Here is a 13,240-nt window from a genome sequence, read left to right on the forward strand (position 1 = left end):
AGGTCATTACTCCTTGCCGAGCACTTCCAGAGTGCGGTTGTGATTGGTGTAGATGCAGATGTCAGCGGCGATATCCAGCCCTTTTTCGACAATGGACCGGGCATCCAGTTCGGTGGTGTCGAGCATCGCGCGTGCCGCTGCCTGGGCGTAGGGGCCGCCCGAGCCGATGGCTATGAGGCTGTCTTCCGGCTCGATCACGTCCCCGTTGCCGGTAATGATCAGTGACGCGGTTTCATCCGCCACCGCAAGTAAGGCCTCCAGTCGCCTCAATGCCCGGTCTGTTCGCCAGTCCTTCGCCAGCTCAACGGCCGAACGGGTGAGGTTGCCCTGATTCTTCTCCAGCTGCGCTTCGAATCGCTCGAACAGGGTGAAGGCGTCGGCGGTGCCGCCCGCAAAGCCAGCAATGACCTTGCCGTTGTACAGTCGCCGAACCTTGCGCGCGTTGCCCTTCATCTGGGTATTGCCAAGCGACACCTGGCCGTCGCCACCGATGGCGACCGAGTCACCCCGGCGGACAGAGAGGATGGTTGTCATGCAGACTCCCGTTAATCACGAATGGTCTCTTCCCCAGATTAGGGTGAATCCGGCGAATTCAAGAGAGTCTGCACGAAATGACAAGCGAGTGGTCAGCCGCTGTCAGACTTATTCGGCACTTTCCTTACGAGCGGTTGGATATCGATGCTGACGAGTCGGTCCAGGGCGCTGTTCATCTTGCTTCGTGACTCGAACGGACCGACCGACACCCGATACCAGACCGTTCCACTGTCGAGCGTCACCTTTTTCACGTGCGCTCGTAACCCCTGGAAGGCAATCTCGGCGCGCTGGCGCTCGGCATCCTTCTCTCCCTTGAACGATCCCGCCTGGACGACGTACTGGAAGTGGTCCTTCGCCTCCGACGGCCCCGGCTGATAGGCCTCGACCTCCGGGGGGACCACCTCGGACTCCGGGAGCATCTCGTAAAACTCGAAGGATTGTTTCTTCGGCTGGTCGGAAGTTGTCGACGTTTCCTGCGCGTTTTCCGTATCGGCGGCCCCGGTACCGACCGAGCCGTCGGATGCGTCGCTCTCTGCCGGTTGGGATGGTGACGGATCAACGGGCAGCGTGTTCAGGTAGACAATGAAGCCAACAAAACCGCCGACCAGCGCCAGGGAGAGGATCCAGCGCAGCGACAGACTCCCGCCCTGACGTGACGGTCGGGCCGTCGCGCGCTTGGGTGCGGGTCTGGTGCGGGGCTTGCCGGCCGGTTTTGTCGGAGCCGCACCCCGCGGTTTTCCCCGCTGTGAGCGGGAGGCGTAGTCTTTGGTCATGGCACCTGGTCCGATTACATTGACGTGGGAGCGCTGACGCCGAGCAATCCCAGCCCGTTCCGGATGACTTGCCGCACGGCGAGGCAGAGGGCAACACGGGCATCGCGGACCGACTCGTCCTCCACGAGCACCTTATGGGCGTTGTAGTAAGTGTGGAACGCCCCCGCCAGGTCCCGCAGGTACTGACTGATCTGGTGAGGCTCGCGCTGGGCGGCAGCTGAAGCGACCAGTTCGGGATAACGGGCCAGCTCATTCGCCAGATCCCGCTCCGCCTCCAGGGACAGGCCGTCGAGCTTATCGGTCAGTGCCAATGTCGATGTATCCACGCCGGTCTCTGCGAGCTTCTCCAGCATACTGCAGATCCGGGCGTGGGCGTACTGGATGTAGTACACCGGGTTTTCGTTGGTCTGAGAACGGGCCAGGTCAATGTCGAATGTCAGCTGGGAATCGACCCGGCGAGCGGCCAGGAAGAAGCGCGTTGCATCGCGGCCGACTTCTTCGATGAGATCCCGTAGGGTGACGTAACTGCCGGCACGCTTGGAGAGTTTGACCTCTTCGCCGGAGCGGGTGACCAACACCATCTGGTGCAGTACATAGTCGGGCCAGCCTTCCGGAATGTCCGCCTTCAGTGCCTGCAGCCCGGCGCGGACGCGCGTAATGGTCGAGTGGTGATCGGCACCCTGCTCGTTGATCACCGTGCTGAAGCCGCGCCGCCACTTGTCCAGGTGGTAGGCCACGTCCGGCAGGAAGTAGGTGTAACCGCCTTCCTTCTTACGCATGACCCGGTCCTTGTCGTCCCCGAAATCCGTGGTGCGCAACCAGGTGGCCCCATCCTGCTCGTAGGTGTAGCCATTCGCCTCGAGAGCCCGGACAGTCTCGTCCACCTTGCCATCGTCGTACAGTGAGGACTCCAGGAAGTAGACGTCGAACCGGACGTCAAAAGCCTTCAGGTCCTGATCCTGCTCCTTGCGCAGGTAGGCCACCGCGAACTCGCGGATCGCATCGAGGTTGTCCGGATCGGCCGCCGCTGTGACTTCGCGGTCGTCTGCCGTTTCGGTCTCCCCCGCGAGGTAGGCCCTGGCCACGTCCTGAATGTAGTCGCCGCGATAGCCGTCTTCCGGCCAGCCGTCATCATCCGGCGTCATGCCTTTGGCCCGGGCCTGTACGGACAGGGCCAGGTTATCGATCTGGGCGCCCGCGTCGTTGTAATAGAACTCCCGGGTGACATTGTAGCCCGTCGCGTCGAGCAGGCGGGCCAGACTGTCACCGATCGCCGCGCCGCGGCCATGACCGACATGGAGCGGCCCGGTTGGGTTGGCGGAAACGAACTCGATCTGGACCGATTCGCCCCCGCCACTGTTGCTCCGACCGAACGCTTCGCCTTTTTCCAGAATGCGTCGTACGACGTCAAAGCTGCTGGCGTCGCTCATGAAGAAGTTGATGAAGCCGGGGCCGGCAATCTCGACCTTATCGACGGCGTGACTCTCAGGCAGACGGTCGATGACGGCCTGGGCCACCTCGCGCGGCGGTTTGCGCGCCGCCTTGGCGGTCACCATGGCGATATTGGTCGCAAAGTCGCCATGTGCCTTGTCGCGGGCGTGTTCCACGCCGGGCGTGAAGGTCTGGTCCGCCGGCAGAATGCCGTCCGACTGCATCGCCGCCACAGCGGCGTCAAGAAGCTCGAGTACCGTCTCTTTCATGCTGGCTCGGTCTGGTTGGTAAAACGGGCGGGGGACGCGGCCCCCGTTGTTGGGGACCGCGTATTATCGCGGAAAGGGGAGGGTATCTCAAATGATCCGCGTTCTATCCGGTTTCAATCGGATCCACATCGATCTGCCAGCGCAGCCCTGCTGGCTTGTCCGACTGATCGAGAGTCCCGCACAGTTGAGCGAGCGTGCGCTGCAGGCGCGAACGGCGCTCGTCGACCAACACCAGTTGGGCTCGGTGGCGGTCGGCGCGACGGGCAATAATGGCGGGAAGAGGGCCCCAGATGGCGAGGCCGTCGCGGGCGGCCATCTGGCGAGCGTGGTCGAGGAAGGCGAGGCTGTCGGCCATGTCCCGGCTCTCTGCCCGCAGGATGGCCATGGCTCGGAATGGGGGGAGTCCGAGTGCTTCCCGCTCTGACAGCAGGTGATCGACAATATCGGGGTAGTCCGCCTCGCAGAGCTGTTGCAGTAGAGGATGGTCGCTGTGACAGGTCTGGATCAGGACCCGTCCGGGAATGCGGTGGCGTCCCGCGCGGCCGCTGACCTGAAGGAGTGTCTGGATCAGTGTCTCCGGCGCCCGGAAGTCCACACTGAACAGCCCGCCGTCGGCGTTCACGGCCACCACCAGTGAGACATTCGGAAAATCATGGCCTTTGGCCAGCATCTGTGTGCCGACCAGGATGCAGGGTGTGCCGTCGTTGACCGTTGCGAGAAGCTGGTCGATTCGTCCGCGACGCCGGGTGCTGTCCCGGTCGATGCGGATCACCGGTGTCTCGGGGAACTGCGCTTCCAGAATGTCTTCGGTGCGTTCCGTGCCCTGACCGACAGGCCGGAATGCCTCGCTGTCACATTCCGGGCAGGTGGTTGGCGCCGCCCGTTGGTAGTCGCAGTGGTGGCATCGCAACGCCCGGTCCCGGCGGTGGTATGTGAGGCGCGCATCGCAGTGGGGGCAGTCCATCATGTGGCCGCAGTCGAAGCACATCATGACCGGTGCGTAGCCGCGTCGATTGACGAAAACCAGCACCTGCTCGCCGCGCTCGATGCGCTCGCCAATGGCCTGGAGCGTGGGGCGGGCCAGCCCCCCTTCCAGAGGGCGGCTGCGAATGTCGAGCAGGGTCATCTTCGGCGGGCGTGCGTCGCCCACCCGTTCTTCCAGTCGCGCCAGCCGATACTTGCCTGTGCGAGCGTTGTGAAAGGACTCGGTGGAGGGCGTTGCCGATCCCAGGATCACGGGGCAGTCGTTCATCTGCCCCCGGACGACCGCCAGGTCCCGGCCGGAGTACCGGAAGCCCTCTCCTTGTTTGAAGGAGCTGTCATGCTCTTCGTCCACGACAATGGCGCCAATGTCCGCATAGGGGAGCGTGACGGCCGAGCGGGTGCCGATCACGATGGCCGGGTCACCCCGTCGGATCGACAGCCAGGTACGCAATCGTTCCGTGTCGTTCAGCGCCGAGTGCCAGACCTGTATGCGCTCACCAAAGTAGCGACGGAAGCGGCGCACCGTCTGAGGAGTGAGATTGATCTCGGGAACCAGGATAAGGGCCTGTTGGTCGGCGCCCAGGTGCTCCTGCAAATAATGAAGGTAGAGTTCGGTTTTGCCGCTGCCAGTGATTCCGTAGAGCAGGGTTGTGGTGAAGGCACCGGGCGATGGTAAATGGCGGTAGGCCGCCTGTTGTGCCGGCGTTAGCTGGGGCAGAGAGTCCAGATATGCCTGATCGGGTGTGGGTGGTTTGGGCGTGGCGGTGTCGATTAGCCCGCGTTGATGCAGTCCGCGGATCTGGGCAAGGCTGAATCCCTCCGCCCGGATCGTGGATTCCCGGGTGATATCGGGTTGTTGCTTCAGCCAGCTCAGGAGCATTTTCTGTTTGCGAGCCTGGGGGGGCAATGTGTCCGGATCGGCATCGGGCCGGGCTCGCCAGCCGGTTTCCGTCGGCAGGGATGCTGGCTGGCCGCGACGAAGCGCGGGAGGCAGAGCCATGAACAGGCACTCGCCCAATGGGTGCTGATAGTAACGGGCCGCCCAGCTCATGAGTTCTCGGGTGTCGTCAGGGAGTGCCGCCCAGTCTTCCAGGGGTGGCCCCAATGGGCGCAATGACAGGCCTTCCGGGGGCGTCACGCCCGTTGCGATCACAAGACCGACGAGCTGCTGTCGGCCAAACCGGACGCGGACACGTTGGCCGGGCATCACGGTCTGGCCGTCTGGAATGCGATAATCAAAGGCCTGTCGCAGCGGGCGGGACAGTACGATGCGGGCTGTGTCGGTCACGGCATCTCCTGGCCAGAGAAAGACACTAGTGTCCCGTCGGGCTAATTCCTTAATCTACTGCTTGCCTCTGAGGGCTCTGACCAAGGCGCCAGTCTGCAGGTGTGGTGGTTCCACATCAAAGACTGGCAACACAGGCTCTGAGTCCTCAGAGGCAAGCCCTTCGGGAGCTTCTGAAAAACCGAATAGCGTCGTTGTGCTGTTTCGATTTGGAACCACCAAACCTTCACCAGCACGCCTAGCTCTTCGGTTTTTCAGAAGCTCAGTAGGTTAAGGAATTAGCCCGACGGGACACTAGTATTGCGCCAAGCTGGTTTTCTGATACCATTCGGCGTCCAAATTGGCGGCCTGCATTCTGAACCGCCATGAGATTCGTTTCAAACAATGCGGTGCCCGGCATTGGATCGGGTGGCGGCATGGCCAAAGAGGTTCTCCATCATGAAAAGCGGACTCCATCCCGAGTATTCGGACATTACCGCCACCTGCAGCTGCGGTAATGAAATCAAGACCCGTTCCACCATTGGCAAGGACATTCAACTGGATGTCTGCTCCCAGTGCCACCCCTTCTACACTGGCAAGCAGAAGGTGATGGACACAGCGGGCCGTATCGATCGCTTCCAGAAGCGGTTCGGTGGACGGATCAAAGGCGGCAAGTAACCGTCTGGTGGGCCCGGAGACAATCGGGCCGCGAAACAAAAATGGGGCGCACAAGCGCCCCATTTTTGTATGCAGAGTGATCAATTTGTGGTGTCTCGCCCTTGTTTGACTGTGGCAGGCACGCGATAATGTCGCGCTCTCGATCGGAGAGACACCACCGATCGGGCACAAGACAATAAAGCCGGACACAGTGGGAACGCCGGCAGGCACGACGTATCTTCCGACTTTTTCAACGTGACACAAACGGAAACAGTGGCAATGTCTCAAGATCTGAAAACAGCGGCCCTCGAATACCATGAAAAACCGCGGCCGGGTAAGTTGAGTGTGGAGATCACCAAGCCGACCCAAACCTCCCGTGACCTGTCCCTGGCGTATAGCCCGGGTGTTGCGGAACCGGTTCGGGAAATCGCCAAGGATCCGGAGAACGCCTACCGGTATACGGGCAAAGGCAACCTGGTCGGTGTGATTTCGGATGGTTCCGCGATTCTGGGGCTCGGGAATCTCGGTCCGCTGCCCAGCAAGCCGGTTATGGAAGGCAAGGGCGTGCTGTTCAAGCGCTTCGCCGGCATCGACGTATTTGATATCGAAGTGGATTCCGAGAGCCCGCAGGCATTTATCGACACCGTGAGCCGGATTGCCGACACGTTTGGCGGCATCAATCTGGAGGACATCAAGGCGCCGGAGTGCTTTGAAGTTGAGCGGGCACTGAAAGAGCAGTGTAGCGTGCCGATTTTCCACGACGACCAGCATGGCACGGCCATCGTGACGGCGGCCGGTATGCTCAATGCGCTGGACCTGCAGGGCAAGAAGGTGGAAGACGCCAAGGTTGTCTGCATGGGCGCCGGCGCCGCTGCGATCGCCTGTATGAAGCTGCTGATCAGTTGCGGCATTAAGTCCGAGAACATTTTCATGCTCGACAGCAAGGGCGTGATCCACTCCGGGCGCGATAACCTCAACCAATACAAAGCCATGTTCGCGATTGATACGGACGCGCGCACGCTGGATGATGCGATGGAAGGGGCGGACGTGTTCCTGGGGGTATCCGGCCCGGATCTGCTCCCGGTTGAGACGCTCAAGAAGATGGCGCCGAACCCGATCGTGTTTGCCTGCTCGAACCCGGATCCCGAGATCAAGCCGGAAGTCGCTTTGGCGGCGCGGGATGATCTGATCATGGCCACCGGCCGTTCCGATTATCCCAACCAGGTGAACAACGTTCTGGGCTTCCCTTTCATTTTCCGTGGTGCGCTGGACGTTCGTGCCAGTGCGATCAATGAGGAGATGAAGGTCGCGGCCGTCAATGCGATCCGGGATCTGGCGAGAGAGCCGGTGCCGCAGGAGATCTGTGAGGCCTATAACGTTGAGTCTTTCGAGTTTGGCAAGGAATACATCCTGCCCAAGCCGATGGATGTCCGTCTTCTGGAGTTTGTGCCGGCTGCTGTTGCACGCGCCGCCATTGACTCCGGTGTGGCGCGTCACGGTTATCCGGCGCACTACCCGCTGAAGGCCCTCGAAGACGTTCAGTAAAAGGCGCCGACTGAAAACCCCGCCCGGCTGTCAGGCCCGGCGGGGTTTTTTGTGTCCGTAGGACGGGGAATGCCTTCTCTTAATGATGGATTCGCCACGGAAAGAGACAGAAAGCACGGAAAGAGAAGTGACGGAGGGTTGCGTCGGTTTCTCTTCCGCGTCCGGAGGACGCTTTCCGTGAATTCCGTGTTATTCCGTGGCAGGCCCTTGGTTGGGCAGTCAGAGTCTCAGAACAGCTGTTGCGGCATCTGGCCGTCGCTGTTGCTGTCGTTGCTGCCATCGTTGGAGGCCGTGGCGTCAATGTCCACCGGTTCCGGCGCGTTTTCGGTCCGGAAGATTTCAAACAGGGTGTTCTTGCTGTCGGGGCGTGCCCGCTTCCCCGTCTCGGCGTCAATCTTGACGGTCACCAGTCCGTTGGGGCGTGGCATGTTGGCGGGTTCTGTCCCGGCCAGAGCGACCTCCATGTAGTCCGCCCAGACCGGAAGCGCTGCGGTGGCGCCATATTCGCCGCGGCCCATCGGCTGAGGCTGGTCAAAGCCGACCCAGGCGCTGGCTGCCAGGTTGTGATTGAAGCCGGAGAACCAGGCGTCCCGCTGCTGGTTGGTCGTGCCGGTTTTGCCGGCGATGTCATCCCGGCCAAGTGCCCGGGCCCTACGCCCGGTCCCCAGCCTCACCACGTCCTTCATCATGGAGTGAAGGATGTAGACGGAGCGCTCGTCCGCCACTCGTGGTGCCGGCTGGATGGCCGGAAAGCCCACGGCGGGTGTCGGGCGGCCTTCCGTCAGCTGCTCGCAATTGTCGTCGCAGGTGACGACGGCTGGCGCCTCGTAAACGACATCGCCGTCGCTGTTGCGTACGGTTTGTACGAAGTAGGGCGAGACGTTGTAGCCACCGTTGGCAATCACGGCGAAACCGCGGGCGATTTCCATTGGTGTCAGCGTGCCGCTGCCCAGCGCCAGTGATAGATCGCGGGACATCTGGCTGGTATCAATGCCCAGCTGCCCGAGATACTCGACGGTGTTGTCGATGCCCAGCTCGCGCAGCAGACGGATGGAGACCAGGTTTCTTGACCGATAGAGCGCCTTGCGCAGCCGGGTCGGGCCGTAGAATTCGCCGCTGGCATTCTGGGGGCGCCAAGTGGTTTCCAGGTCGATGTCGTCGAAGACAATGGGAGCGTCGTTGATCAGGGTCGCTGGCGTCTTCCCGTGTTCCAGAGCCGCCAGGTACAGGAACGGTTTGAAGTTGGAGCCGGGCTGGCGGCGTGCCTGAGTCGCCCGGTTGTATTTACTCTGGGAGAAGCTGAATCCGCCCGTCAGGGACTGGATACCACCGGTGTGCGGATCCAGTGAAACCAGAGCGCCCTGGACTTCTGGAACCTGCGACAGGCGCACCGAGGTCGGCCCGGGTGTCTCGCTCGGTGCTGCGCCGCGCGACAGGGGCGATGCCATCGGAATGCCCTCGACGTACACGACATCCCCGACTGACACGACATCCGCCGGTGATTCTGGTGTCGGGCCGAGCCGGTTGCGCGAGCGGAACGGGCGAGCCCAGGTCATCGTGTCGAATGCCATTGTGGCCGGCCCGATTGTGTCGGCGTAAACCCTCGCGGCTGCATCGGAAACACCGGTGACGACCGCCGGGTAAAGGCCGGCATAGGACTCGTGCGGCGCCAGGATCGACTGGAAATCGCCGGAGGCCATGTCCGACTCGGAGGCCTGGGCTACCGGGCCGCGGTAGCCATGTCGCCGGTCATAGGCCTTTAATCCGTTCCTTAGGGCTTGGTTGGCGGTGGACTGGCGGGTACTGTCGATCGTGAGAGAGACTTCATAACCGTCGGTATAGGCCTGGTCGCCAAAACGCTCGACCATCCATGTCCGGGTCATCTCTGCCAGATAATCTGCCTCAAGGGCGGACTCCGCACCGTGGTAGCGGGCCGTTACCGGCGCGTCCGATGCCAGCTCATGCGCGGCCTGCCCGATATATTCGAGGTCGTGCATGCGCTGGAGAATCCAGTTCCGGCGGATCAGGGCCCGTTCCGGATTCGCCAGCGGGTTGTACGCTGACGGTGCCTTGGGCAGGCCGGCGAGCATGGCCATCTGGGCCAGTGTGAGTTCCCGCACGGGTTGGCCGTAATAGACCTCAGCGGCCGCTTGTAGCCCATACGCACGATTGCCCAGATAGATCTTGTTGAAATAGAGCTCAATGATGGTCGATTTCGACAGTTCCTGCTCCATCTGAAGGGCCAGCAGGATTTCGTTGAATTTCCGAATGAATGTGCGATCGCGTGTCAAAAAGTAATTTTTTGCAACCTGCATCGTTATTGTGCTGCCGCCAGAGCGGATAGAGCCTGTCGATACAAGCTCCCACGCGGCCCGCACGAGGCCTTTGATATCGACCCCTGAATGCTCATAGAATCGGGCGTCTTCGGCGGCCAGGAAGGCCTGCAACTGCAACTCAGGAATCTGGTCGATTGTGACCGGCTCCCTTCTCTTTTCGCCGAATTCTGCTATTAATCTGTTGTCGCTGGAATAAATCCGCAACGGCGTCTGTAGTTGGATATCGAGGATCTGTTCGACGTCCGGAAGGCCCGGGCGGAGATATAGGTAAAAACTGGACAGTGTCATGGCGCCCAGTGCCAAACCGGCCAGAAAACACCAGAACAGGGAGTGTGTCAGTTTGCGCATGCGTGACATTTTTTTCTGACAAGTGTTGGATATAGGTCTATCATCTGAGAAATTGCTTTAGAAGCGGAGCCCATCCAGCGATGCTACTCTGCAATCCTCATCGGTTAAAGCGGCATTGTATCGTTTGGGCGCCAGAATTTCTCTTACGGAATGACAAGAATCCGGCCCCTGAAGGTCGGACCTGACGAGCCGATACAGGAAAGGTAATCGTGAAGGCGCTCTGCAGGGGCGTGCGGTTGGTTGCCTGATCCGGTTCAGCAAATCCAGGTACAGGGTGAGCGCGTGTTCGGATTACTCGGAAAAAAATCCAGTAATGTGCTGGGGATTGATATCAGCTCCAGTTCGGTCAAGCTTCTTGAGCTCTCAAAGCAGGGCAGTCGCTATCGGGTTGAGAGCTATGCGGTGGAGCCGCTGCCAGCCAATGCCGTGGTGGAGAAGAACATTACGGATGTTGAGGCGGTCGGCGAGGCTCTGAAGAAGGTGATGTCCAAGGCGCGCACGAGCCTGAAACAGGCGGCCGTCGCGGTGTCGGGGTCCGCCGTCATCACGAAGCTGATCCAGATGGACGGCGGTCTCAACGAGTTTGAGATGGAAGATCAGATCGCCATGGAGGCGGATCAGTACATCCCGTATCCGCTGGATGAAGTCGCCATCGATTTTGAGGTTCAGGGGCCGTCTGAGGCGAACCCCGATCAGTCGGATGTTCTGCTTGCTGCCTGCCGTAAAGAGAACGTCGATATCCGTGAGGATGCCCTCTCGATTGCCGGTCTGTCTTCCAAAGTGGTGGATGTAGAGGCCTACGCGCTTGAGCGTGCTTATTCATTGCTGGAGTCGCAGCTCGAATCGCAGGGCGAGGAACTCGTGGTCGCCGTTGTCGACATCGGTGCGACCATGACGACGCTGAGTGTTCTGGCCGATGGGGAGACAGTGTACACGCGGGAGCAGATCTTCGGTGGCAAACAGCTGACTGAAGAGATCCAGCGTCGCTATGGCCTGTCGATGGAAGAGGCCGGCATGGCCAAGAAACAGGGTGGCCTGCCGGATGACTATGAGGTGGAGGTGCTTTCGCCCTTCCGGGAAGCCGTCGTCCAGCAGGTGGCTCGGGCAATGCAGTTCTTTTTCGGGGCAAGCCAGTATAATGCGGTCGATTACGTCATTCTGGCAGGTGGGACGGCCTCCATTCAGGGCCTGACTGAGATGGTGGAGGATAAAACCGGCACGCCGACCCTGGTGGCGAATCCCTTTGCGGACATGGCGGTGGGCTCCCGTGTGAATGCGTCCGCCCTCGCCAACGACGCGCCATCGCTGATGATTGCCTGTGGTCTGGCGATGAGGAGTTTTGACTGATGGCAAAGATTAACCTGCGCCCCTGGCGAGAAGAGCTCCGCGCGGAGAAGCAACAGCAGTTTGTGGTCATGCTGGTGGGTGCCGTCATTGTCGCAGCGGGCCTGTCGTTTCTCTGGAAGACACACGTCGAAGGGCAAATCGACTACCAGGAGTCGCGTAATACCTACGTTGAGAACGCGACCAAGGAACTCGACAGCCAGATCAAGGAAATCGAGAATCTGCGCCGGCAGAGGGATGAGCTGATCGCCCGGATGCAGGTCATTCAGGATCTCCAGGGTAAGCGTCCGGTCATCGTCCGGGTGTTCGATCAGCTGGTGCGCACATTGCCAGACGGTCTTTTCTACACTGACCTGAAAAAGAACGGCGACAAGCTCTCGATGGTGGGGATGGCCGAGTCCAACAGTCGGATTTCCAACCTGATGCGTCAGTTGGAGGAGTCGGACTGGTTTTCAGGTCCCAACCTGACCAACGTGTCGGCGGCGGACAACCGTCGTGCCGGATACAGCCAGTTCAACCTGTCGGTCAATCAGGAGACGCCGAAACCCGAGAATGAAGGGGAGGAGACAGAATGAGCCTTGTGGACTCCCTGAAAAAGCTGAACGATCTGGATGTCAACGACCTCGACATCAACAACGCCGGCATCTGGCCCATGCCGGTCAAGATCATCGTCGCACTGATTCTTTTTGGGTTGGTTCTCGGTGGCGGTTACTGGTTTTTTGTCAAGGATCAGTACACCGAACTGGACCGTGTCTCGGACCGGGAGCAGGAGCTTCGCCAGGAATACGAAAACAAGGCCTACAAAGTGGCCAATCTGGATGTTTTCAAGCGACAGATGGCCGAGATGGAGGAAACCTTTGGCGCCCTGGTCAAGCAACTGCCGAGTGACACCGAGGTTCCCGGCCTGCTGGAAGACATTACCAATACGGCGAAAGGCAATGGCCTGCAACTCCAGGAGGTCACTCTGCAACCCGAGCAGCAGAAGGATTTCTACGTTGAGCTGCCGATCAACATCCGCGTCCGGGGTGGCTATCACGAGTTGGGGTCGTTTGTGAGCGCTGTCGCTGGTCTGCCGCGAATCGTGACATTGCATGACTTTACCATTAAACCCACCAGTGGTGACGGAGATCAGCTGGATATGCAGGTTCTGGCCCGCACCTATCGTTATCGGGCCGGGGAGTAGTGTGATATGACCCGAGGATGGAAAGGTTGGATCAGCCTCTGTGTTCTGCCGTTCGTGGTGGCATGCTCCCAGAACGAAGGGTTCGATGACCTGGATCGTTTCATGAAAGAAGCCCGGGAGCAGCCGAGAGGGCACGTCGAGCCTCTGCCAGAGTTCAAGGCCTATGAGGCTTTCAGTTATTCGGCGGCGGATCGTCGCTCGCCCTTTGAGCCGCCAGTAGAGGTTCAGCTCACGATGGTCGATGAGCAGGCGCCGAAAAGTGACGTCAAACCCAACCTCGACCGACCGAAGGAGGTTCTGGAGAATTTCCAGATATCTCAACTGACAATGGTGGGTACGCTCCAGCGCCCTAATGGTGATGGAGAACTCTTTGCATTGATTCGGGATAACACCGGTGGCGTTCATCGCGTCACGGAGGGTAACTACATGGGGCAGAACTACGGTCGTGTGGTCGGCGTCAACGAGACGCGGATCGAGCTGGTTGAAATTGTGCCCAATGGCCAGGGCGGTTGGGTCAAGCGCCCGCGCTCCCTGTCACTGAACGAGGGGTAGGAGCGGCGACATGGTAGACA

Annotated in this window: 11 protein-coding genes; 6 read left to right on the plus strand and 5 right to left on the minus strand. The window is 60.4% G+C overall.

Translation table 11 applies throughout. The features are described from left to right. Positions 1-6: 6 nt before the first annotated feature. The 4 genes from hslV to C8D92_RS13730 form a co-directional block, all read right to left on the minus strand. Complete coding sequence (hslV, locus tag C8D92_RS13715) at positions 7-534, minus strand: ATP-dependent protease subunit HslV (RefSeq protein ID WP_095611059.1); 528 nt, start codon at positions 532-534, stop codon at positions 7-9. A 92-nt stretch (positions 535-626) separates the two neighbouring features. Next, complete coding sequence (locus tag C8D92_RS13720; RefSeq protein ID WP_116919681.1) at positions 627-1,307, minus strand: SPOR domain-containing protein; 681 nt, start codon at positions 1,305-1,307, stop codon at positions 627-629. Positions 1,308-1,321: 14 nt separating this feature from the next. Next, complete coding sequence (gene argS, locus C8D92_RS13725; protein WP_116919682.1) at positions 1,322-3,007, minus strand: arginine--tRNA ligase; 1,686 nt, start codon at positions 3,005-3,007, stop codon at positions 1,322-1,324. A gap of 103 nt (positions 3,008-3,110) precedes the next feature. Beyond that, positions 3,111-5,279 (minus strand): primosomal protein N', encoded by a 2,169-nt coding sequence (locus C8D92_RS13730; RefSeq protein ID WP_116919683.1) that lies wholly within the window; start codon positions 5,277-5,279, stop codon positions 3,111-3,113. Between the two features lie 435 nt (positions 5,280-5,714). Between C8D92_RS13730 and rpmE the strand changes: the two genes are divergently transcribed. After that, a complete protein-coding gene (gene rpmE / locus C8D92_RS13735; RefSeq protein WP_095611970.1) occupies positions 5,715-5,933 on the plus strand; it encodes a 50S ribosomal protein L31 in 219 nt (72 codons plus the stop codon). Positions 5,934-6,191: 258 nt separating this feature from the next. Continuing rightward, a complete protein-coding gene (locus C8D92_RS13740) occupies positions 6,192-7,457 on the plus strand; it encodes a malic enzyme-like NAD(P)-binding protein (RefSeq protein ID WP_116919684.1) in 1,266 nt (421 codons plus the stop codon). A gap of 227 nt (positions 7,458-7,684) precedes the next feature. Here C8D92_RS13740 and C8D92_RS13745 read toward each other — a convergent pair whose 3' ends face one another. Next, positions 7,685-10,141 carry a penicillin-binding protein 1A gene (locus tag C8D92_RS13745; protein WP_243402455.1) on the minus strand — a complete coding sequence of 819 codons (2,457 nt, stop codon included), beginning with the start codon at positions 10,139-10,141 and terminating at the stop codon, positions 7,685-7,687. Between the two features lie 282 nt (positions 10,142-10,423). Between C8D92_RS13745 and C8D92_RS13750 the strand changes: the two genes are divergently transcribed. From C8D92_RS13750 to C8D92_RS13765, 4 genes are read left to right on the plus strand one after another with little or no spacing between them, the layout of a single operon-like run. Further along, on the plus strand, positions 10,424-11,488 hold the full coding sequence (locus C8D92_RS13750) for a pilus assembly protein PilM (protein WP_095611971.1): 1,065 nt from the start codon (positions 10,424-10,426) through the stop codon (positions 11,486-11,488). Beyond that, positions 11,488-12,060 (plus strand): PilN domain-containing protein, encoded by a 573-nt coding sequence (locus C8D92_RS13755; RefSeq protein ID WP_095611967.1) that lies wholly within the window; start codon positions 11,488-11,490, stop codon positions 12,058-12,060. The genes C8D92_RS13750 and C8D92_RS13755 overlap by 1 nt, the downstream gene beginning before the upstream one ends. Continuing rightward, on the plus strand, positions 12,057-12,668 hold the full coding sequence (locus C8D92_RS13760; protein WP_116919686.1) for a type IV pilus inner membrane component PilO: 612 nt from the start codon (positions 12,057-12,059) through the stop codon (positions 12,666-12,668). The genes C8D92_RS13755 and C8D92_RS13760 overlap by 4 nt, the downstream gene beginning before the upstream one ends. A 6-nt stretch (positions 12,669-12,674) precedes the next feature. After that, positions 12,675-13,220 carry a pilus assembly protein PilP gene (locus C8D92_RS13765; protein WP_095611965.1) on the plus strand — a complete coding sequence of 182 codons (546 nt, stop codon included), beginning with the start codon at positions 12,675-12,677 and terminating at the stop codon, positions 13,218-13,220. Positions 13,221-13,240: the final 20 nt, after the last annotated feature.

Source organism: Tamilnaduibacter salinus (assembly GCF_003096655.1).
Taxonomy (GTDB): domain Bacteria; phylum Pseudomonadota; class Gammaproteobacteria; order Pseudomonadales; family Oleiphilaceae; genus Tamilnaduibacter; species Tamilnaduibacter salinus.